The organism is Polaromonas sp. P1_F8 (assembly GCF_056405635.1).
Genome location: NZ_JBFUBS010000001.1, coordinates 1,383,042 through 1,403,965 on the forward strand (window position 1 = coordinate 1,383,042; position 20,924 = coordinate 1,403,965).

Genomic DNA, 20,924 nt, shown 5'->3' on the forward strand with positions numbered 1-20,924 from the left:
TGATTGAAGGACAGCCGCGGCCATGCCAGCCTAGCCGGCAAGCGGTATAAACAATCCCATGGGCGCCCTTGCTCACGACACCTATCGCACATGACAACCCACTCCAAGCACCCCACCCACCTGCGCAGCCACACCTTCCACGGCCTCGCCCCCGGCCCGCGCCTTCTGGTCACCGGCGCCGTGCACGGCAACGAGACCTGCGGCACGCGCGCCATCACGCAGCTGCTGGAAGAAATCGACAATGGCCAGTTGCGCATCGAGCGCGGCACGGTGACATTTGTGCCCGTGACCAACCCTCTGGCCTACCGGCTCAAGCAGCGCATGGGTGAGCGCAACCTCAACCGCAATATGGCGCCGAGTGCGATTCCCCAGGACTTTGAGGACCGCATCGCGAACGTGCTGTGCCCGCTGCTGGATGCGCATGATGTGTTGCTGGACCTGCACTCTTTTCACACGGGCGGCGCGCCGTTTGTGATGATCGGCCCGCAGAACAATACCGGGGCGCTGGAGCCTTTTGACCATGCCGCGGAAGAAATGCAACTGGCACTGCACACCGGGCCGCACCGGATTGTGGAAGGCTGGCTGGACACCTATGCGCGCGGTGTGAAACGGCGGGCGGAAGCCGCCAGCGCCGGCGCCAGCGACCGCAAGCAGGCCCTGGTGACCAACCCGAACTACGGCGTGGGTACGACCGAATACATGCGCTCGCGCGGCGGCTACGGCGTGACGCTGGAGTGCGGCCAGCATGACGACCCACAGGCGGTGCAGGTGGCGCGGCACGCGATTTCGCAGACGCTGGGCCTGCTGCGCCTCATTGCGAAGCCGCCCGCGCCGGAACCGGCGGAGCGGGAGATCCTGCGGCTGGTCGAGGTGGTGGACCGCGACCATGCGGGCGACACCTTTGCCCGCGAGTGGCGCAGCTTTGACCCGGTCCAGCGGGGCGAAGTGATCGGCACGCGCCACGGCGGCGAGCCCATCACCGCGCCGGTAGACGGCTTTGTGGTGTTTCCCAACCCGCGCAGCGAAGCTGGCCAGGAGTGGTTTTATTTCGCGCAGCGGCGGGTTTGAGCCCGGATGGGCCGGGCCAGCGCCGTTGCGGGGGTGGCTACGGCTTGCCGCAAGGCCCCGACATTGCTATCTATTTAATAGCTGCTTGCGCCCGACCCTATTGGCTTACAGGCCAATTTGATGGCTAAATGAAGGGCTTTTTTGCGTCAAAACGGGCTAAAACCCGTTTGAAACCCCGAAAAAACGGTTTCAAGCAGCCCCAGCCGCCGCAAAACACGATTTTTCAGTATCAAAACTAGCCTCAGCCCAATGCTGACGAGCGCAAGCAGCTATCTATTTGATAGCGAACTGACAGCGCTCACGCCCCAACCCGCTCAGTCCTTCACACGTGACGCAAAGGTCTTGCGGAATTTCTCAACCTTGGGGCCCACTACAAAGGCGCAGTAACCCTGGTTGGGGTTGTTTTCGAAATAGTCCTGGTGGTAGGACTCGGCGGGCCAGTAGTTTTCGAGCGGCAGCACTTCGGTGACGATGGGTTTGCCAAAGGTCTTGTCCTGGCTGACCTGGCGGATGAAGTCGTCGATCTCCGTCTTCTGCTCCGGCGTCGAGTAATAGATGCCGCTGCGGTATTGCGTGCCGGCATCGTTGCCCTGGCGGTTCAGGCTCGTCGGGTCGTGGATGACGAAGAAAATTTCAAGGATCTCGCGCAGCGTGATGTCGGCCGGGTCGTAGGTGAGCTTGACGACCTCGTTGCTGCCGGTGCGGCCTGTGCAGACCTCTTCATAGCTGGGCCGTGCGGCCTGGCCGTTGCTGTAGCCCGACTCAACGTCGGTGACACCGCGCACCTTGACGTACACCGCCTCGGTGCACCAGAAGCAGCCGCCGCCGAGCGTGATGGTTTGGGGGGAAGAAGGCATGGAAATCTCCGCTGAAATCCGTTGGTCGTACGGGGAGCGGCAATCTTACGCCGGGCCCGCGAGCCTGCGCAGAGGCCCACACATGGACCCCTGAAAAGAAGCGGAAAACGCGCCCGGCTCAGTCGCGACGGCGCGGGCCTTTGGTGACGTGCTGGGGACCGACTGCATGGCGCATCAGCCGCAGCAGGCCCAGCGCTACAACGGCACCGCCAACAGCCATGCCGAGCGAGCTCATGCTGAAAACCGTGTCGTTGGTCTTGCCATGGCTGATCAGGGCCGCCACGAAGTCGCCGCCGATGAAAGCACCGAACATGCCGACGCCGAGGCTTTCGAGGATGAGGATTTTTTCGCGGGAGCCCGCGAGCAGGCAGGCGGCCCCGCCGAGAAGGGCACCCACCGCACACCAGATATACGGGTTGATGCCGTTCTCCTGAAGACTATGAACTGCCCCATGGTGACAGCTTTACCTGCCCAGCGGGGGACATACTTTTACCAAGGTCATTCCCCAGGGCACCTGGCGGGATGGAATCTTCATGCCTTCGCCGCCGGGGCGATTGCACGCACCGCCTTCACAAACGCGGCCAGCGCCTGGTGGTCGCGTGCGGTTTTCCAGAGGCAATGCGTTTCATAAGGTGTGGTGGCGGCGTCGAGCGGCACAAAGGCCGCCCCCGCCATGGCCGACTGCCTGAGCGCAGCCGGCACCAGCGCCACGCCCATGCCCTGCGACACCAGCGACACCACACTGAGCCAATGCCGCAGTTCGTAGCGGATCTCCGGGTAAAACCCGGCTTCAGTGCAGATCGCGAGGATGCGTTCGTGGTAATCAGGCGAAACCGCGCGCGACACCACGGCAAACGGCTCACCTTGCAATTGCCTGAGCGACACCGAGCGCTTGCGCGCCAGCGCATGTCCGGCCGGCAGGCAGCACACAAAGGCCTGGCTGGACACCAGCACCTGCGAAAGCTCGGGCGGCACGTGCGTGGTGTGCACAAACCCCAGGTCAAGCCGGTCATGCGCGAGCTCGATCAGCTGCTCGCTGGAGCTGAGCTCCTTCAGGGTCAGCCGCAGCAGGGGGTGGCTGGCCTGGAAGCGCTCCAGTATCTCCGGCAGGCCGCTGTACAGCATGGTTCCTGAAAAGCCGATGGCCAGACTGCCGGCCATGCCCTGCCCCACGTCACGTGCATGGCCGGCGGCCTGCGCGGCCTGATCCAGCAAGGCGCGCGCCGCCGGCACAAAGGCCTGCCCGGCGGCGGTGAGTTGCACCGATTTGCTGTTGCGCGTGAGCAGCTTGGCGCCGACCGAGGCTTCAAGCTGCTGGATGTTCAGCGACAGCGGCGGCTGGGAAATCGACAGGCGCCGGGCCGCCCGGCCGAAATGCAGCTCTTCGGCCAGGACAAGGAAATAGCGGAGGTGACGAAATTCCATGAATATGTTTTTTATATCGTTGGATCGATATTTGATATTAGACAACTATTCATGCCTGTCAAACAATCGAGCTGCCCGCGGGCATCCCAGCCACGCGCCCTACACTGCAAACCAAGCCACCTTTTTCGGAGACAACCCATGAAAACCCAATTCAACTGGCAAGACCCGTTTTTCTTTATGGAGCAGCTGAGCGAAGACGAGCGCGCCATTGCCGACGCCGCCCACGCTTTCTGCCAGGAAAAACTGCAGCCCCGCGTGCTGATGGCCGCACGCCACGAAAAGTTCGACCGCGAAATCATGAACGAAGCCGGCGCCATGGGTTTCCTGGGCTCGACCATTGAAGGCTATGGCTGCGCCGGCCTCAATTACGTGAGCTACGGCCTGGTGGCCCGTGAAGTGGAACGCGTCGACAGCGGCTACCGCAGCGCCATCAGCGTGCAAAGCTCGCTGGTCATGCACCCCATCAACGCCTACGGCAGCGAAGCGCAGAAGCAAAAATACCTGCCCAAGCTGGCCACCGGCGAATGGGTGGGCTGTTTCGGCCTGACCGAACCGAATCACGGCTCCGACCCGGCCAGCATGCTGACGCGTGCCAAGCCTGTCGACGGCGGCTTCATCGTCAAGGGCGCCAAGATGTGGATCACCAACAGCCCGATCGCCGACGTGTTCATCGTCTGGGCCAAGCTGGAAGACCCCGACGGCAAGGTTGGCGGCCAGGAAAGCATCCGCGGCTTTGTGCTTGAGAAGGGCATGAAGGGCCTCTCCGCCCCGAAGATCGAAGGCAAGATGAGCTTGCGTGCCTCGATCACCGGCGAGATCGTGATGGACGACGTGTTTGTGCCTGAAGCCAACCTGCTGCCCAACGTGAGCGGCCTGAAGGGCCCGTTCGGCTGCCTCAACAAGGCGCGCTATGGCATCGCCTGGGGCGCTCTGGGTGCGGCGGAAGACTGCTGGTTCCGTGCCCGCCAGTACACCATGGACCGCGTTCAGTTCGGCCGCCCGCTGGCGCAGAACCAGTTGATTCAAAAGAAGCTGGCCGACATGCAGACCGAAATCACGCTGGGCCTGCAGGGCTGCCTGCGCGTGGGCCGGTTGATGGATGAAGACAAGTCCGTGCCGGAAATGATTTCGCTGATCAAGCGCAATTCCTGCGGCAAGGCACTGGACATCGCCCGCCTGGCGCGCGACATGCACGGCGGCAACGGCATCCATGACGAATACCATGTGATCCGCCACATGATCAACCTCGAAACGGTGAACACCTACGAAGGCACGCATGACGTGCATGCGCTCATCCTTGGCCGTGCCCAGACCGGCCTGCAAGCCTTTTATTGATGACCTTTCAGGGCTCCAGCCCAATCAGGACGAGCGCGAGCAGCTATATTTTTCATAGCAAATAAATACAACGCATGGAATTCGGCGCGCTCAAGCCTTTGCTAACCAGCCTGGCACTGCCGCCAGCCTTGCTGCTGTTGCTGGCCCTGCTTGGCCTGGTGCTGGCCTGGCGAAATAAAAAGGCCGGGCTGGCGCTGGCAACCTTTTCGGTACTGCTGCTGGCGCTGCTCAGCTGCCACGGCACGGCCGTATGGCTGGCGCGCACCGTGCTGCCGCAGTTTGCCGCCATGCCGGTGGCCAGCCTCAGGGCTCACAAGATACAAGCCATCGTCGTGCTGGGCGGAGGTGTGCTGCCCGAGGCGGCTGAATACGGCAGCAGCCAGCCGGGCGCACACACGGCGGCGCGGTTGCGCTACGGTGTGTGGCTGGCGCGGCAGTCGGGCTTGCCGCTGGCCTTTACCGGCGGCATGGGCTGGGCGGCCAGCAGCGCACAGACCGATTCTGAAGCCGTGGTGGCCGCACGCATGGTGCAGCAGGACTACGGCATGACACTGCGCTGGAACGAAGCCCAGTCGCGCGACACAGCGGGCAATGCCCGCCTGCTGGCGCCGCTGCTGCAGCAAAGCGGCGTGCAGCGCATCGCGCTGGTCACCGACGCCTGGCACATGCCGCGCGCCATAGCGGCCTTTAAGCGCGCGGGCCTGACGGTGACACCCGCCCCCATGGGCCAGGTGCGGCCCGCACAGCACGACCTGATGGAATGGGTGCCTTCCGCGTCGGGCCTGGTGGTTTCGCAGCAGGTACTGCGTGAATGGCTGGCGCTGATGGTCGGCCGGTTCACGCCTGTTTAGGCAGACCGGCCCACAGACGGCGGCAGCGAACCGAACCTGAGCCCGTCACCTGGCGGCTTTACCGCGGGTTTACCTTTCTGGGAGCTACCGCCTCCCCCGCTACGGTGTAGCCTAGGCAGTTTTGGTTGACGGTCGGAAAGTAAGCAGATATATTACTAACCAGTCAGTCAGTAACTATGTCACTTTCCAAATTATTTTGCGACAAAACCTCCGCGGTCGCCGCCAAACGCGAGCGCCGCAAGGAAGCACGCCCCGGCGAACTGCTGGACGCCGCGCTTGACCTGTTCGTGGAAAAAGGCTTTGCCGCCACCCGCGCCGAAGAAGTGGCCGCCCGCGCAGGAGTATCAAAAGGCACATTGTTCCTTTACTTCCAGAGCAAGGAAGAACTATTCAAGGCCGTGGTGCGCGAAAACATTTCGGGCCGCTTCACGGAATGGCGCGCCGAGCTGGACACCTTTGAAGGCACCACCCCTGAATTGCTGGCTTACTGCATGAACAGCTGGTGGGAGCGCGTGGGCCTGACGCGCGCCTCGGGCCTGACCAAGCTGATGATGAGCGAGGCCAAGAACTTCCCCGACATCGCGGCCTTCTACCAGCAGGAAGTCATCATGCCGGGCCACGGGCTGATCCGCAGCATCCTGCAACGCGGCATGGACCGCGGCGAGTTCCGGCCCATGGACCTGGACTATGCGGTTTATCTGGTGGTCGCTCCCATGATTTTCCTGATCCTGTCCAGGCACACCGCCGGCATCTGCATCAGCAGCGACGCAGACCTGGATCCGCAAAAATACATCGCCTTCCAGGTGGAAACCATCCTGAACGGCATATCCGCACCGGCCGGTGCCGCCGCACGGTCCAACAGGAAAGCCGCAGCATGAAGCGATGGGTCAAGTGGGGGGTCGCCGGGCTCATCGTGCTGCTCATCGTGGGCGGGGTACTGCGTGCGCTGTCCGCGCGCAAGGCCCAGCAACAGGCACTCGCCGCCAGCTCCGCCGTCAAGGACATGGGGCAGGTCGAGCTGGCCGCCACCGATGTGGTCAAGGCCCAGACGCGCGACGTGGTCCAGGGGCTGCCGGTGTCGGGCTCGCTCAAGGCCGTCAACTCCGCTGTCATCAAGGCACGCGTGGCCGGCGAGCTGCAGGGCCTCACGGTTCGCGAAGGCGACGTGGTCAAGGCTGGCCAGGTGATTGCGCGCATCGATGCCACCGAATACCAGTCACGCGTGCGCCAAGCCAGGGAGCAGGCCGAGTCGGCCAAGGCACAGGTGGATGTGGTGCAGCGCCAGTACGACAACAACAAGGCGCTGGTTGACCAGGGTTTCATCTCGAAGACCGCGCTCGACACCTCGCTGGCCAACCTCAACGCCGCGCAATCTACCTACAAGGCGGCGGTGGCTGCCACCGAGGTCGCGGCCAAATCGGTGGACGACACGATTCTCAAAGCCCCCATCTCCGGCCAGGTATCGCAGCGCCTGGCGCAACCCGGAGAGCGCGTGGGCATCGACACCAAAATCGTCGAGGTGGTGGACCTGAGCCGGCTCGAACTGGAAGCCACCTTGAGCGCCACCGACTCCATGGACGTGCGTGTGGGCCAGACCGCGCAGCTGCAGATTGAAGGCAGCCGCCAGCCCGTCACGGCCAAGGTGGTGCGCATCAATCCCACGGCGCAGGCCGGCAGCCGCAGTGTGATGGCTTACCTCAGCATCGACAACCCGGGCGCAGCAGGCGACGCCGGCGCGCCGCCCTTGCGCCAGGGGCTGTTTGCCCAGGGCACGCTGGGCACGGCCAGCGCTTCGCTGCTGTCGGTGCCGGTCAGCGCCGTGCGCACCGACAAACCCACGCCTTATGTGCAGGCGGTTGAAAACGACACGGTGGTGCACAAGAGCGTCGAACTCGGCGCGCGCGGCACCGCAGGCAAAGACAGCGTGGTCGCCGTCAAGGGCCTGGCCGACGGCGCGGTGGTGATCCGCGGCGAAATCGGTGCATTGCGCGAAGGCACCAAGGTGCGCTTCACACAGCCTCCGGCTGCGGCGCAAGCGGCCAGTGCACCGGCCAAGCCGGCGCCCTGAGGACTCGCGCGCATGTGGTTCACGCAGGTCAGCCTCAAGAACCCGGTGTTCGCCACCATGGTCATGCTGGCCATCGTGGTGCTGGGACTGTTCTCCTACCAGCGCATGCAGGTCGACCAGTTCCCGAACATCGACTTCCCGGTGGTCGTCATTACCGCCGAATACCCGGGCGCTTCGCCCGAAATCGTTGAAAGCGAAGTCACCAAAAAAATTGAAGAAGGCGTCAACTCGATCGCCGGCATCAACGCGCTGACCTCGCGCAGCTACGAAGGCCAGTCGGTCGTCATCATGGAGTTCCAGCTCTACGTCGACGGGCGCCGCGCCGCCGAAGATGTGCGCGAAAAAATCGCAGCCATCCGCCCCAACTTCCGCGACGAAGTGAAAGAGCCGCGCGTGCTGCGCTTCGACCCGGCAAGCCGGGCGATCTGGTCCGTTGCGGTGTTGCCCAATGCCCAAAGCGGCAATGCCATGTCGGCCGTGGAGCTGACCAACTGGGCCGACCAGGTCTTGAAAAAGCGCCTGGAGAACGTACGCGGTGCAGGCTCCGTTACTTTGGTGGGCGGCACCAAGCGCGAGATCAACGTCTACCTGAATCCGCAGGCCATGGAGTCGCTGGGCATCACGGCCGACCAGGTAGTCAATGCCGTGCGCAACGAAAACCAGGACCTGCCGGTGGGCGCGATCCGCTCGCTGCAGCAGGAGCGGGTCGTCAAGATCGATGCACGCATGAAGCGCCCCGAAGATTTCGGAAAAATCATTGTGGCACGCAAGGGCGCTGCGCCGGTCACGGTGGACCAGGTGGCGCGCATTGCCGATGGCGCGCAGGAAATCGACAGCCTGGCGCTGTACAACGGCCAGCGCACGCTGCTGCTGTCGGTGCAAAAAGCGCAGGACGAAAACACCATTGCCGTGGTGGATGGCCTGAACCAGGCCATCAAGGACATCCAGCCGCAGTTGCCGCCCGGCGCGCGGCTGGAGCTGATCACCGACGGCTCGCGGCCGATTCGCGTGGCGGTTGAAAACGTACGCCGCACGCTGATTGAAGGCGCGCTGCTGACGGTGCTGATTGTTTTCCTCTTCCTGAATTCGTGGCGCTCCACGGTGATCACCGGGCTCACGCTGCCGATCTCCATCATCGGCACCTTTTTGTTCATGAACCTGTTCGGCTTCACCATCAACATGATCACGCTGATGGCGTTGTCGCTGTGTGTGGGCCTGCTGATCGACGACGCGATTGTGGTGCGCGAGAACATCGTGCGCCATGTGCAGATGGGCAAGGCACCCTACCAGGCCTCGCTGGACGGCACGCAGGAGATCGGCCTGGCGGTGCTGGCCACCACGTTCTCCATCGTCGCCGTGTTCCTGCCTATCGGCTTCATGGGCGGCATCATCGGCAAGTTCTTCCACGAGTTCGGCGTCACCATCGTGGCGGCGGTGCTGATCTCGATGTTTGTGAGCTTCACGCTGGACCCGATGCTCTCCAGCATCTGGCACGATCCTTCCATCGAAGCGCACGGCAAACGCCATGCGCCCGTCACTTTCTACGACAAGACCATAGGCCGCGTCACCGGCTGGTTCGACCACGCCACCGACTCGCTAAGCAACAGCTACCAGGGAATCCTGCGCTGGTCGCTGGGCCACAAACTGGCCACGCTGGCACTGGCTGTGGTGATTTTTGTCACCAGCATTTTCATGGTTCCGCTGCTGGGCACCGAGTTCGTGCCGAAGGCCGACTTCTCGGAAACCTCACTCAACTTCTACACGCCCGTGGGCTCGTCGCTGGAAACCACCGAAGCCAAAGCGCGGCAGGTGGAAGCCATCATCCGCGAATTCCCCGAAGTGAAGTACACGCTGGCCACCCTGAACACCGGCAACGCCCAGGGCAAGATGTACGCCAGCATTTACGTGCGCCTGGTGGACCGCAAGGCACGCACGCGCAGCGTCGACGAAATGTCGGGCGTGTTGCGCGAACGCCTCAAGCAGGTGCCGGGCATCACCGTGACGCACGTCGGGCTGCTCGACGCGGTAGGCGGCAACAAGCAGGTGGAGTTCTCGCTGCAGGGGACGGATCTGAAAGAGCTGGAACGCCTCACGCGCGCCATCAACGACAAGATCCGCGGCATCCCCGGTCTGGTGGACCTGGACTCCAGCGTCAAGGCCGACAAGCCGGTGATTGAAATTGATGTGCGACGCGACGCGGCCTCCGACCTGGGCCTGTCGGTGTCGCAGATCGCTGCCTCATTGCGCACATTGGTGGCCGGGCAAACCGTAGGCAACTGGCGCGCGCCCGACGATCAGACCTACGACGTGAACGTGCGCCTGGCGCCCGATGCGCGCAACGCGCCGCAAGACCTGGAGCGCCTGCCCTTCATGAGCACACCCGGCAGCAGTGCCGACGGCGCCGCGCACATGGTCCGGCTCAACCAGGTGGCCACCGTGAAGGAATCCACCGGGCCCAACCAGATCAACCGGCGCGACATGGCACGCGAAGTCGCCATCAACGCCAACGTCTACAACCGCTCGGCCGGCGAGGTGTCGAACGACATCAAGGCCGCGCTGGAGAACTTCAGCTTTCCGCCCGGTTATCGCTACCAGTTCAGCGGCTCCACCAAGAACATGGCCGAATCCTTTGGCTACGCGGTGTCGGCACTGGTGATGGCCATTTTGTTCATCTATATGATCCTGGCCAGCCAGTTCAAGAGTTTTTTGCAGCCGATGGCGCTGATGACCTCGCTGCCGCTGACCCTGATCGGTGTGGTGCTGGCCCTGCTGCTGTTCCGCTCCACGCTCTCGATGTTTTCCATCATCGGTGTGGTGATGCTGATGGGCCTGGTGACCAAGAACGCCATTTTGCTGGTGGACTTTGCCATTCGCATGCGTGCCGACCAGGTGGATGTGGATGGCCACCGCATTCCGGGCATGAACCGCAGCGATGCGCTGCTGCATGCCGCCAAGGTGCGGCTGCGCCCCATCCTGATGACCACGCTGGCGATGATTTTCGGCATGGTGCCGCTGGCTTTTGCCTTGACCGAGGGCTCGGAGCAGCGTGCGCCCATGGGCCAGGCCGTGATCGGCGGTGTCATCACCTCTTCGCTGCTGACCCTGGTGGTGGTGCCGGTGACGTATTGCTACCTGGACGACCTGGGCCAGTGGTTCAAGCGCAAATTCGGCCCCAGAACACCGCCGCAAGACCCCGCAGACATGCCTGCTGCAACGCCGGCCGCCGTCATGGGCGACCGTTAAAATCAAAGGTTTATCTCGTGTACAGCTCACCCTCCCCCATTTCGCCAACCTACAGGTCCGCCATGAACTACGAACAAGCCCGATTCAACATGATTGAGCAGCAAATCCGCCCTTGGGAAGTGCTGGACAACCAGGTCCTTTCCCTGCTGGCCGTGGTCAAGCGCGAAGACTTTGTGCCGGCCACCCAAAAGGCACTGGCCTTTGTCGACATGGAAATCCCGCTGGGCACCGGAGCAGGCCAGTGCATGCTGGCGCCCAAGGTCGAAGCCCGCATTCTGCAGGAACTGGCCGTGCAAAAGCATGAAAAGGTTCTGGAAATCGGCGCCGGCTCCGGCTACATGGCCGCACTGCTGGCCCACCGCGCGCAGCAGGTGATCACGCTGGAGATCGATCCCAAGCTGGCACAGACCGCACGCGACAACCTGCAAAGGGCAGGCCTTTACAACGCCGAAGTGCGCACCGGCGACGGCGCGGCAAAAATCGCCCAGGCCGTTTCCAGCAACGACCCGCTTCGTGGACCGTTTGACGTGATCGTGCTCAGCGGCTCGGTCGCCGAGGTGCCGGCTTCGCTGCTGTCCCTGCTCAAGGTGGGCGGCCGCCTGAGCGCCATCGTGGGTTTTGAGCCGATGATGCGCGCCACCCTGGTCACACGCGTGGCCGAAGACGCCTGGCGCACCACCCAGGCCTGGGACACCGTGGCGCCGCGCCTGCTGAATTTCCCTGAGCCCTCGAAATTCAGCTTCTGAGCCTGGCCGCCGTACACGACTTCACCAACGCCAAGCACGCATTCCAACGCAGGACAGCCGACCATGATTCCCCAACTGAGCCCCGCCAACTTCGCCGAGTGGCGCAACAACGCCGGGGAAGGCGCGCCCGCCCTGCCTGTGGTGCTGGACGTGCGCGAGCCCTGGGAACTGCAGACGGCCTCGGTCAAGGAGGACGGCTTCAGGCTGGTGCATATCCCGATGCGGGAAATACCCACGCGCCTGGCTGAGCTGCAGGAAATCGGAGCCGGCACCGGCCAGCCGATCGCCTGCCTCTGCCACCACGGCATGCGCAGCCTGCAGGTGGCCAACTTTTTGACGCAAAGCGGCTTCACCGAGGTCGTCAATCTGCAGGGCGGCATTGACGCCTGGTCGCAGCAGGTGGACCCGTCGGTCCCCGTGTACTGATCTCCGCGCACCGCATACCTCCCTATCGCCGATTCACCCATTCCTCAGGACCTTTATGACCACGCCCAAGAAACCGCCGGCGCTACGCCTGTCGATGTTGCCCCTGTCGATTGCCGTCACTGCGGCGCTGATGATGGCGGCCCCGGCCGCGCAGGCCCAGAGCCTGGTGGAGCTGTATGAGTCGGCCCGCGCCTTCGACGCCGCCTACCAGTCCGCCAAGCTCCAATACGACGCCAACCTCGCCAGGGCCGACCAGGCCAAGGCCGGCATCTTGCCGACAGCCGGCATCTCGGCGGGCGTGTCGCGCACCAATTTTGAAAACACCGCACCGGTGATCGAGCGCAGCTTCAATACGCAAAATGCCACGCTCAACCTCTCTCAGCCGCTATACCGCCCGGCCAACTGGGCCACCTACCAGCAGGCATCCAGGCAGGTGGACCTGGCCAAGGCCCAGTTGGAGGCCGCCGACCAGGACCTGATCGTGCGTACCAGCCAGGCCTATTTCGATGTGCTGGCCGCGCAGGACACCCTGACCTTTGTACGGGCCCAGAAAGCTGCGGTGGCCGAGCAACTCGCGTCGGCCAAGCGCAACTTCGAGGTGGGCACCTCCACCATCACCGACACCCGCGAGGCGCAGGCCCGCTACGACCTGGTCATTGCCCAGGAGATCGCCGCCGAGAACGACCTGCGTGTCAAGAAACTCGCGCTGGACACGCTGGTCGGCAAAACGGAAACCCAGCCCAAGCCCCTGGTAAACCCGGTCGGCCTGCCCACAGTGACGCCGGCCGACGTCGGCATCTGGGTCTCGCAATCCGAGCTGGTGCATCCCAGCATCCGCCAGGCGCAAAGCAATGTGGAAATCGCGGAACTGGAGGTCAACAAGGCCGAAGCCGGCCACAAGCCCACGCTTGACGCGACAGCCAGCTACAACGTCACGCGCAACCCCTCGGGCACGGCGACCACCATCCCGCCGTTTGCCTTCCGCACCAACACCACCACCGTTGGCGTGCTGCTCAATGTGCCGCTGTTTGCGGGTTTCGCCACGCAGAACCGCGTGCGCGAAACCCTGTCGCTGCGCGACAAGGCTCAAAGCGATCTCGAAGGCGCGCGGCGCACCGTGGCGCAGGCCACGCGCACCGCCTACTTCGGTGTGCAATCGGGCCAGGGACAGGTCAAGGCGCTGGAGGCGGCCGAACTGTCAAGCCAGAGCGCACTGGATGCCAACAAGCTGGGTTACCAGGTCGGCGTTCGCATCAACATCGACGTGCTCAACTCGCAGAGCCAGCTGTTCCAGACCAAACGCGACCTGGCCAAAGCGCGCTACGACGTGCTGCTGGGCGACCTGAAACTGCGCCAGGCCAATGGCACGCTGACACCGGAAGACCTGCAAAAAATCAACGCACTGCTGGCCAGGTAAATCGCGATACGCTTCACAACACTCCAACAAAGGCCCGGCCCGGGGCCAGAATTTCCATGTTGATGCCCGCACACAATCCCCTGCCCTTGCCGATAGAGGCTGAACGCGTGACCGATGCGCCGCTACACATCCCCAAAGGCCCCAGCTTCGAGCTGATCGAGGAAACCACCTGGGAAGAACTCAAGCGCGCGGGCCGCCGGCAACCGTTTGACAAACCCGTGCTGGTCAAGGGCGGCATCCATCACTGGCCGGCCTGGAAAAAATGGTCGTTTGAATTCCTCGCCGACGTCTGTGCCGGCAAGGGCGCCGAGGTGCCGGTCAAGTTCACCGATGGCCTGGTCGAACAGGGCGTGACCAAGGGCCGCCCCTTCCTTCCGGTTGCGCCCTACCTGCGGGAACTCGGCAAGGCGGCGCAACGCACACCGGACCCCATGGCCGGCCTGCTACCCAAGCCGGTGCGGGACAGCTACAAACCCGGCGAGCGCTTTCACCTGAACTGGGCCCACATGCAGTCGTTCAAGCCGACGACCTTGTACCTCGCGCAGTGGGACATTCTCGAAAAATACCCCGAGCTGCGGCGCGACCTGCTCATCAAGAGCCTGTGGCCCGGCCGCATGACCTGGGAATACGTGTTCATGGGCCCGGCCAATACCGTGACCGGCCTGCACAACGATTTCCCGCACAACTGGTTTGTGCAACTCCAGGGCGTCAAGGAGTTCATCCTTTTCTCACCCGACCAGCGCCAGCACATGTGCCCGGCCGCCAAATACGACTGGGGTGCCACGCTCAGCGACATCAACGTCTCGCGCCTGCCCGAGCAAGTCCGCGAACTCGCCTCCTTCGAAAAAGCCCATGGCTACCACGCCCGCGTTGAGGCCGGCGATGCACTGTTCATCCCGAGGCGAACCTGGCACTCCGTGGTGTCAGTGGAGCCCTCCATCAGCCTCGGCATGTTCGGCCTGACACCCTATGAAGTGGCGACCGGCGGCGCCTGGGCCACGCTGCGCGATTGGGCGCATCACCTGCGCATGTACGCGTGGGGCAATTGCACTTGCCACCAGGTGCTGGGCAAGCGCTAGGCCATCGAACGAACGCCTTTCAGCAAAACGTCACTTGCCCCCGTGTTGATGTCAATCGCTGGACCACCAAAACAACCATGAAGCCGCTCGATCTCGATCACTTTCCCCAGCCGGACTCTAACGCGGCCGGTAGCGTGGAAGCCGCGCTCGACGCGCTCTGGAATGCATACGACGAATCGACCGCAAATGACGCCTACGATGCGCTTCTCTGGGCAACTGGAAACAACCACAGGGGTACGTACTATCCGGTCGTCTTGGGTGTCCTTCCGGAGATTGAACAGATTCTCATGAAGGGGAAAGAGTGGGCGCAGCGAGCAGTTATGGAGTCATTAATAGATCTTGGTGGCTCATTCGTCCCTGAAAAAGGTTACGACACATATCTTGGAGCCTCGGTCAAAGCAACACTCAATGCGTTCATCCACTCAATGCGCCACCGCATTGCACCACTCGCTAACGGCACGGGTGCGCGAGCCAAGAGTGCAATTGAGCTGTTGGAGCTCATTGACGACCAGGCGGCTTAGGTGCCGTTAAAGCGACTTAAATAGGTCCGGAGCGCATCCACCGTCTTCACCGTCGCACCCCGATTGCTGTCGGCGAAAGCCAGCCCGGCGGCCACCGCGGCAGCGCGTGCTTCGGGTTTGTCCATCAGCTTTCGGGCGGCGCGCACGCCTTGTTCCATATCGACCACACGCCGGGCTGCCCCCGCCTCGATGGCCAGCTCGGCTGCTTCGGTGAAGTTGAAGGTATGGGGGCCCATGACGACCGGGCAGCCGCAGGCAGCCGCCTCGATCAGGTTTTGCCCGCCGAGCGGCGCGAAGCTGCCGCCCAGCAGCGCGACATCGCTCATCGCGTAATACAGCGCCATTTCACCCAGTGAGTCGCCCAGCCACACATCCGCGTGCAACGCATCGTCGTTCACGGCCGGGCCGCCCTCCGTATCGGGCCAGTGCGAGCGGCGCGAGACGCGCAGGCCGTGCTGCTGCACCAGCGCCTCCACCTCGTTGACGCGTTGCGGGTGGCGCGGCACCAGCAACACCCTGAACTGGCTTCCCGGCCCCTCCTTGTGTGCGCCTTCCCGCAATTCATCTGCTACAGAATTGATAGCTGGTTGCGCCCGTTCAGATTGGGCTGTGGCACTTAATTGCTTTAAAAATTCCTGCTCTTCGCCTTCACGTGAGCTGGCAAACATAAGCACCGGAAGCCCGAGCGTCCGGCGCCAGACCTTGCCTTTTTCCAGCTGGGCGTCGTCAGGCGAAGCGTCAAATTTGAGGTTGCCAAACACGCCGCTCACCGAAGCACCCGCCTGGCGAAACCGCCGGGCGTCGTCATCGGTCTGGGCATACACCGCAGACAACGCCGCGTAAGCCGGAAACGACAGTGGCGACATTTTCAGTGCCTGCTGCAGGGATTTCTCGGACAGCCTGCCGTTCACCAGCACCAGCGGCATGGCACGCGCCTGGGCTGCGGCCACCATATTGGGCCAGATCTCGGTTTCCATCAGCAGGCCCACGCGCGGCTTGAAGTGGCCAAAAAACCGCGCCACTGCGCCCGGGCTGTCCCAGGGCTGCCACACCTGCACGTCGCCGGGCTGCAGCAGGCCGACGCCCTCGGCGCGCCCCGTGGCCGTGCCGTGCGTCAGCAAAATACGCAAACCGGGATGTTGCGCGCGCAGCGCCTTGAGCAGCATGGCCGCTGTGCGCGTTTCGCCGAGCGAAACGGCATGCAGCCAGACCAGCTCCGAGGCAGTTTCTGCCGGCTGGGCATAATGGCCAAACCGTTCCTGCACCGCCTGAAGGTAACCGGGCTCCCGCCTGCCGCGGCGCGCCAGCTTGCGGCGCAGCAGCGGCTGGCCCAGCCACATCAGCAGCGAATAAAGCTTCAGGGCCAGCGCGCTCATTTCGCCCCTCCGGCCCTGGCGGGGCTGCTCACCGCCCAGCAAGCCAGCCAGGCCTGCCAGACGGTTTCCACCGTGGGTGCCGGGCGCGCAAACACGCTGACCTGCCGCCCCCCGTGGTCAAGGGTGCCGGGGCCGGTGCGCCACGCCGTGTCGAAGTTGTAGATCTGCACATGCGGCAAATCCAATGCCACGGCAATGTGGCTGACACCGCTGTCGACACCAATGACACCGGCGCACTGCGCCAGCGCTTCGGTGAGCGCATCGAGCGGCAGCAGCGGCAGCACCAGGGCTATGTCCTCGGCGGTTTTGGTCAGCGCCTGCGCAATGGCCTGGCTGGTGGCCAGCTCGTGCGCATTGCCGTGCGCCAGTGCCACCGGATAGCCGGCCGCATGGAGGCGCCACCCCAGGGTGATCCAGTGGTCCAGCGGCCACTCCTTGTCGGCGCGCGAGGTGCCGTGGACCAGCACCACCCGGCCTTTCGACGCTGCAGGCGCTATCTTTTCAGGAGCTGCTTGCGCCCGTCCCTCATGGGCTGCAGGCATTTTTAATCCAAAATCCGATGCGCCTTTCAGGGTGTAGCCCAGCGCACGCGCCGCCAGCTCGCGCGAGCGCTGCACCGCGTGAATATGCGGTGGGAGGGTGATGGCCACGTCGGCCACCCAGCGGGTAGGCGCCTCATAGCCCGAGCCCTCGGTCTGGTTGGCCAGGGCGTAGCGCTTGCCGCCGGGCGCCACCGTGGCAAGCCGCGCCACCAGCGCCGACTTGGTCAAGCCCTGCAGGTCGATGACGGCGTCATAGGCTTCACGTTGAAGTTCGTGCTGGAAGGCACGCCATTCGTTTCGCGTGGCCAGCGTCCAGAATGATTTGCGCCAGCGCCGAATCTCACAGGGAATCACGCGGTGCAGACCTTTGTGGCGCGCCAGCAAGGGGGCAAAGGCCTTTTCCACTACCCAGTCAATCTGCGCGTCCGGGAGCGCGGCGTGGATGTCCTGCACCACCGGCAGGGTGTGCACCACATCGCCGAGCGAGGACAGCTTGACCAGCAAAATTTTCATGAGGTATTTTAGGCCCCCACGGTCGTTCGCTTCGCGTAACTCCCTGCCCCCCGAGGGGGCCGCCCGCCTGTGGCCCGGCAAAGCCGAAAAACTGGCACACCCCTATCGGGCTCACTGCGTGTAGCCCTTTTCCCCTTGCAGGGGACGGTGCCTGCGGCCCGGCAAAGCCGGTTCCACGGCACCCTGGCTGAAGAGGCCGATGGGCGTAACTAACGAGGTATTCCACCAGCGGGGGCCGAGGGTCCGGCTTCGCCGGCCCCAGGCGCCGCCCCCTCGAGGGGGGAACAGACTACACGAAGTGAGTCTGGACGGGGGTGTTCAATGACTCGCTGCAGCAAAGCTGGCGTCGGGCTTAACGCTGCGCAACAAGGCCAGCATGTCAGCCTCGATACGCTCCAGCGCCTGCTGGGTGTGGCCCTCAAAGCGCAGCACCAGCACCGGCGTGGTGTTGGACGCACGGATCAGGCCAAAGCCGTCGGGCCAGTCAACGCGCACGCCATCGATGGTCGAGATTTTGGCGGGTGCCGCGAATTTCGCGGATTTGATCAAGGCCTCCACCACCGTGTGCGGCTCGCCTTCCTTGCAGGCCACGTTGAGTTCAGGCGTGCTGAAGCTGGTCGGCAAGGCATTGAGCACGATGCCGGCGTCGGGCACGCGGCTCAAAATTTCGAGCAGGCGCGCGCCGGCATAGGTACCGTCGTCAAAACCGTACCAGCGCTCTTTGAAGAAGATGTGGCCGCTCATCTCGCCGCCCAGGGGCGAGTTGACCTCTTTCATCCTGGCTTTGATGAGCGAGTGACCGGTCTTGTACATCATCGCTACCCCGCCGGCGGCCTCGATCTCGGGCGCCAGGCGCTGCGAGCATTTCACGTCAAACAAAATGGTGCCGCCCGGCACGCGCGAGAGCACGTCGCGGGCAAACAGCATCATTTGGCGGTCCGGGTAAATGTTCTGGCCGTCTTTGGTGACGATGCCGAGGCGGTCGCCATCGCCGTCAAAGGCCAGACCCAGTTCGGCGTCGCCGCTTTGCAAGGCCTTGATGAGGTCTTGCAGGTTTTCGGGCTTGCTCGGGTCGGGGTGGTGGTTGGGAAAGTTGCCGTCCACTTCGCTGAACAACTCCGTCACTTCGCAGCCCAGCGCGCGGAAGATGGCGGGCGCCGACGCGCCGGCAATACCGTTGCCGGAGTCGATGACGATCTTCATCGGGCGCTCCAGCTTGATGCCAGAGACGATGCGGTCACGGTAGGCCGTGCCCACGTCAACCTGGCGGATGGCGCCGGCCTGTGAAGGCAGCACCCACTTGTCGCCCTCAATCACGCGGCGCAAACCCTGAATCTCTTCGCCGTAAATGGCGCGGCCGGCCAACACCATCTTGAAGCCGTTGTAGTCCTTGGGGTTGTGGCTGCCTGTGACCTGGATGCCCGAGCCGGCCAGCGTGCTGGCCGCGAAATAGAGCATGGGTGTGGTCACCATGCCCACATCAATCACATCAATGCCGGTGGCGGCCAGGCCGCGCATCAGCGCCGCGCTGAGCGCAGGCCCGTTGATCCGGCCGTCGCGGCCAACAGCTACCGCCTTTTCACCTTCTGCCAGCGCGGCCATGCCAAACGCTTTTCCCAGGGCCTCGGCCATGTCTTCATGGATGGTGGACGGCACCACACCGCGAATGTCATACGCCTTGAAAATGGACGGGTTGATTTGCATCGGGTGCGGTTCCTGGAAAGACAAGCAGAAAGAAGGTTGATTTTCATTGTAGGTGCCGGCCTATGCGCCAGCTGTAGGCCGTAGCCCTTTCCGGCAGGTCCGTTCAGACTATTGCGGCGCCTCAAAAACCAGCCAGGCCGGCCCCAAAACAGAGGGTTTCAGGCCCTCAGGAACATGTCCGAAAACGGCTAGTGAAAGCCACCCTGCGGCGTATCATTTCCCTCATGAACCGCGAAACCACCCCTCTTGCCGACAACGACTGCTACCTCGCCCTGAAGGCGCGGGACGCCCGTTTTGACGGCAGCTTTTTCACCGGCGTGACCTCCACCGGCATCTACTGCCGTCCGGTCTGCAGCGTGAAGACGCCCAAGCGCGAGAACTGCCGTTTCTTCCACCATGCCGCCCAGGCCGAGAACGCGGGCTTTCGACCTTGCCTGCGCTGCCGGCCCGAGCTGGCGCCGCATTCAGTGGTGTGGTCAATACAGGATGCGTCCTACATCCTGGCGCACCAGGCGGCGCGCCTGCTGGATGAGCCCGAGGTGTGGACCGAGGAAGCACCTTCTGTAGAAAAGCTGGCCGCCAGGCTGGGCGTGAGCGACCGCCACGTACGGCGGATTTTCGAGGCACAGTTCGGGGTCTCGCCCATGCAATACCTGCAGACGCACCGGCTGCACACCGCCAAACAATTGCTGGCCGACACCAATCTGCCCATCACGCAGATTGCGCTGATCAGCGGCTTTGCAAGCGTGCGGCGCTTCAACGCAGCCTTTGTGGAGCACTACAAACTCAACCCCACGCAGTTGCGACGCCAGGGCCCGGCCCGGGTCGGTGAGGTGGGTGAAGGCGTCATCGTGCGGCTGGGCTACCGCCCGCCCTATGACGTGCAGGCCATGCTGGCCTTCTTCAGCAAGCGCTGCATCAGCGCCATTGAATTCATTGACGCGGACGCTGTGCAGCCCGCGCTGGGCCGGACCTTCAGCATTGAGTCGGGTGGCAAGCTGCATGCCGGCTGGCTGCTCGCAAGCTTTGATGAAAGCCGTTCGCAGCTGGTGCTGCGCGTCAGCGATTCGCTGCGCGAAGTTCTGCCGCTGGTGATACGCCGCGTGCGCACCACCTTTGACCTGGACGCGGATCCGGCCACTATCAACAGCGTACTGCACGAAAGTTTCCCCGAAGGCGACGGCCTGCGTGTGCCGGGTGCGCTGGATGGCTACGAGCTGGCGGTGCGCGCCGTGCTGGGCCAGCAGATCACCGTGGCCGCCGCACGCACGCTGGCGCAGCGCATGGTCGACCGTTTTGGCGAACCCGTGGAAACACCGTGGCCACAGCTGACGCGCCTCTTCCCCGCGCCGGCCGTGCTGGCCGCGGCCAGCGGCGACGCACTCGGGCAACTGGGCATCGTCAGGCAGCGCCAGGCCGCCATCGTGGGCATTGCGCAGGCGGTGGTGGACAAGCGGCTGCAACTGCACAGCGGCGCTGACGTCAACACGACAGTGGCCGCGCTGAAAGCGCTGCCCGGCATCGGCGACTGGACGGCGCAATACATCGCCATGCGGGCGCTGCGCTGGCCCGATGCCTTTCCGGCGGGCGACGTGGCGCTGCACAAGGCGCTGGGTGTGCAGGGAAAAAAGAACCCGGCGCGGGAGGCTGAACTGGCCTCGGATGCATGGAAACCCTGGCGCAGCTATGCGGTGATACGCGCCTGGAGCGGCACGCTGGAGCGCCCCGGCTGACGGTGCCACAGCGACAACAT

Annotated in this window: 18 protein-coding genes; 12 read left to right on the forward strand and 6 right to left on the reverse strand. The window is 63.7% G+C overall.

Annotated features, from left to right (window positions below):
* Positions 1–90 precede the first annotated feature (90 nt).
* Positions 91–1,068 (forward strand): succinylglutamate desuccinylase/aspartoacylase family protein, encoded by a 978-nt coding sequence (locus tag AC1D1J_RS06580; protein WP_477694196.1) that lies wholly within the window; start codon positions 91–93, stop codon positions 1,066–1,068.
* A gap of 314 nt (positions 1,069–1,382) precedes the next feature.
* Here AC1D1J_RS06580 and msrA read toward each other — a convergent pair whose 3' ends face one another.
* The 3 genes from msrA to AC1D1J_RS06595 form a co-directional block, all read right to left on the reverse strand.
* Positions 1,383–1,925 carry a peptide-methionine (S)-S-oxide reductase MsrA gene (gene msrA, locus AC1D1J_RS06585; protein ID WP_477685091.1) on the reverse strand — a complete coding sequence of 181 codons (543 nt, stop codon included), beginning with the start codon at positions 1,923–1,925 and terminating at the stop codon, positions 1,383–1,385.
* Between the two features lie 118 nt (positions 1,926–2,043).
* On the reverse strand, positions 2,044–2,322 hold the full coding sequence (locus AC1D1J_RS06590; RefSeq protein ID WP_477685090.1) for a hypothetical protein: 279 nt from the start codon (positions 2,320–2,322) through the stop codon (positions 2,044–2,046).
* Between the two features lie 134 nt (positions 2,323–2,456).
* Positions 2,457–3,350: a LysR family transcriptional regulator gene (locus AC1D1J_RS06595; protein WP_477685089.1), complete on the reverse strand. Its 894-nt coding sequence runs from the start codon at positions 3,348–3,350 to the stop codon at positions 2,457–2,459.
* Between the two features lie 138 nt (positions 3,351–3,488).
* Between AC1D1J_RS06595 and AC1D1J_RS06600 the strand changes: the two genes are divergently transcribed.
* The 10 genes from AC1D1J_RS06600 (at position 3,489) to AC1D1J_RS06645 (ending at position 15,036) form a co-directional block, all read left to right on the forward strand.
* Positions 3,489–4,685, forward strand: a complete 1,197-nt coding sequence (locus AC1D1J_RS06600) for an acyl-CoA dehydrogenase (protein WP_477685088.1) — start codon at positions 3,489–3,491, stop codon at positions 4,683–4,685.
* Positions 4,686–4,759: 74 nt separating this feature from the next.
* On the forward strand, positions 4,760–5,536 hold the full coding sequence (locus AC1D1J_RS06605) for a YdcF family protein (RefSeq protein WP_477694197.1): 777 nt from the start codon (positions 4,760–4,762) through the stop codon (positions 5,534–5,536).
* Positions 5,537–5,712: 176 nt separating this feature from the next.
* Positions 5,713–6,414 (forward strand): TetR/AcrR family transcriptional regulator, encoded by a 702-nt coding sequence (locus AC1D1J_RS06610; protein WP_477694198.1) that lies wholly within the window; start codon positions 5,713–5,715, stop codon positions 6,412–6,414.
* On the forward strand, positions 6,411–7,604 hold the full coding sequence (locus tag AC1D1J_RS06615; RefSeq protein ID WP_477694199.1) for an efflux RND transporter periplasmic adaptor subunit: 1,194 nt from the start codon (positions 6,411–6,413) through the stop codon (positions 7,602–7,604). Before AC1D1J_RS06610 ends, AC1D1J_RS06615 begins: the two co-directional genes overlap by 4 nt.
* A gap of 12 nt (positions 7,605–7,616) precedes the next feature.
* Positions 7,617–10,847: an efflux RND transporter permease subunit gene (locus AC1D1J_RS06620; RefSeq protein ID WP_477694200.1), complete on the forward strand. Its 3,231-nt coding sequence runs from the start codon at positions 7,617–7,619 to the stop codon at positions 10,845–10,847.
* A 62-nt stretch (positions 10,848–10,909) separates the two neighbouring features.
* The gene (locus AC1D1J_RS06625; RefSeq protein WP_477694201.1) at positions 10,910–11,593 is read left to right on the forward strand and encodes a protein-L-isoaspartate O-methyltransferase family protein; all 684 of its coding nucleotides are present in this window, start codon (positions 10,910–10,912) and stop codon (positions 11,591–11,593) included.
* Between the two features lie 63 nt (positions 11,594–11,656).
* Positions 11,657–12,019: a rhodanese-like domain-containing protein gene (locus AC1D1J_RS06630; RefSeq protein ID WP_477665565.1), complete on the forward strand. Its 363-nt coding sequence runs from the start codon at positions 11,657–11,659 to the stop codon at positions 12,017–12,019.
* Positions 12,020–12,074: 55 nt separating this feature from the next.
* Positions 12,075–13,436, forward strand: coding sequence for a TolC family outer membrane protein (locus tag AC1D1J_RS06635; RefSeq protein ID WP_477685082.1), 1,362 nt, complete (start codon positions 12,075–12,077; stop codon positions 13,434–13,436).
* A 56-nt stretch (positions 13,437–13,492) separates the two neighbouring features.
* Positions 13,493–14,515 carry a cupin-like domain-containing protein gene (locus AC1D1J_RS06640; protein ID WP_477685081.1) on the forward strand — a complete coding sequence of 341 codons (1,023 nt, stop codon included), beginning with the start codon at positions 13,493–13,495 and terminating at the stop codon, positions 14,513–14,515.
* 77 nt (positions 14,516–14,592) lie between these two features.
* Positions 14,593–15,036, forward strand: coding sequence for a hypothetical protein (locus AC1D1J_RS06645; protein ID WP_477685080.1), 444 nt, complete (start codon positions 14,593–14,595; stop codon positions 15,034–15,036).
* Here the strand turns inward: AC1D1J_RS06645 and AC1D1J_RS06650 are convergent.
* From AC1D1J_RS06650 to AC1D1J_RS06660, 3 genes are all read right to left on the reverse strand, one after another.
* Positions 15,033–16,412: a 3-deoxy-D-manno-octulosonic acid transferase gene (locus tag AC1D1J_RS06650; RefSeq protein WP_477694202.1), complete on the reverse strand. Its 1,380-nt coding sequence runs from the start codon at positions 16,410–16,412 to the stop codon at positions 15,033–15,035. The genes AC1D1J_RS06645 and AC1D1J_RS06650 overlap by 4 nt on opposite strands.
* On the reverse strand, positions 16,409–17,467 hold the full coding sequence (waaC, locus tag AC1D1J_RS06655) for a lipopolysaccharide heptosyltransferase I (protein WP_477694203.1): 1,059 nt from the start codon (positions 17,465–17,467) through the stop codon (positions 16,409–16,411). The genes AC1D1J_RS06650 and waaC overlap by 4 nt, the downstream gene beginning before the upstream one ends.
* Before the next feature lie 318 nt (positions 17,468–17,785).
* Positions 17,786–19,171, reverse strand: coding sequence for a phosphomannomutase/phosphoglucomutase (locus AC1D1J_RS06660; RefSeq protein ID WP_477694204.1), 1,386 nt, complete (start codon positions 19,169–19,171; stop codon positions 17,786–17,788).
* A 224-nt stretch (positions 19,172–19,395) separates the two neighbouring features.
* Between AC1D1J_RS06660 and AC1D1J_RS06665 the strand changes: the two genes are divergently transcribed.
* Positions 19,396–20,904: a DNA-3-methyladenine glycosylase 2 family protein gene (locus tag AC1D1J_RS06665; RefSeq protein ID WP_477694205.1), complete on the forward strand. Its 1,509-nt coding sequence runs from the start codon at positions 19,396–19,398 to the stop codon at positions 20,902–20,904.
* Positions 20,905–20,924: the final 20 nt, after the last annotated feature.

Bases quoted from the DNA above. Each gene is read 5' to 3' on its own strand.
- AC1D1J_RS06650 (WP_477694202.1), bottom strand. From the start codon at position 16,412: ATGAGCGCGCTGGCCCTGAAGCTTTATTCGCTGCTGATGTGGCTGGGC.
- AC1D1J_RS06580 (WP_477694196.1), top strand. From the start codon at position 91: ATGACAACCCACTCCAAGCACCCCACCCACCTGCGCAGCCACACCTTC.
- AC1D1J_RS06625 (WP_477694201.1), top strand. From the start codon at position 10,910: ATGAACTACGAACAAGCCCGATTCAACATGATTGAGCAGCAAATCCGC.
- AC1D1J_RS06660 (WP_477694204.1), bottom strand. From the start codon at position 19,171: ATGCAAATCAACCCGTCCATTTTCAAGGCGTATGACATTCGCGGTGTG.
- AC1D1J_RS06640 (WP_477685081.1), top strand. From the start codon at position 13,493: ATGTTGATGCCCGCACACAATCCCCTGCCCTTGCCGATAGAGGCTGAA.
- AC1D1J_RS06645 (WP_477685080.1), top strand. From the start codon at position 14,593: ATGAAGCCGCTCGATCTCGATCACTTTCCCCAGCCGGACTCTAACGCG.
- AC1D1J_RS06620 (WP_477694200.1), top strand. From the start codon at position 7,617: ATGTGGTTCACGCAGGTCAGCCTCAAGAACCCGGTGTTCGCCACCATG.
- AC1D1J_RS06595 (WP_477685089.1), bottom strand. From the start codon at position 3,350: ATGGAATTTCGTCACCTCCGCTATTTCCTTGTCCTGGCCGAAGAGCTG.
- AC1D1J_RS06630 (WP_477665565.1), top strand. From the start codon at position 11,657: ATGATTCCCCAACTGAGCCCCGCCAACTTCGCCGAGTGGCGCAACAAC.
- AC1D1J_RS06610 (WP_477694198.1), top strand. From the start codon at position 5,713: ATGTCACTTTCCAAATTATTTTGCGACAAAACCTCCGCGGTCGCCGCC.
- AC1D1J_RS06605 (WP_477694197.1), top strand. From the start codon at position 4,760: ATGGAATTCGGCGCGCTCAAGCCTTTGCTAACCAGCCTGGCACTGCCG.
- msrA (WP_477685091.1), bottom strand. From the start codon at position 1,925: ATGCCTTCTTCCCCCCAAACCATCACGCTCGGCGGCGGCTGCTTCTGG.
- AC1D1J_RS06635 (WP_477685082.1), top strand. From the start codon at position 12,075: ATGACCACGCCCAAGAAACCGCCGGCGCTACGCCTGTCGATGTTGCCC.
- AC1D1J_RS06600 (WP_477685088.1), top strand. From the start codon at position 3,489: ATGAAAACCCAATTCAACTGGCAAGACCCGTTTTTCTTTATGGAGCAG.
- waaC (WP_477694203.1), bottom strand. From the start codon at position 17,467: ATGAAAATTTTGCTGGTCAAGCTGTCCTCGCTCGGCGATGTGGTGCAC.
- AC1D1J_RS06665 (WP_477694205.1), top strand. From the start codon at position 19,396: ATGAACCGCGAAACCACCCCTCTTGCCGACAACGACTGCTACCTCGCC.
- AC1D1J_RS06615 (WP_477694199.1), top strand. From the start codon at position 6,411: ATGAAGCGATGGGTCAAGTGGGGGGTCGCCGGGCTCATCGTGCTGCTC.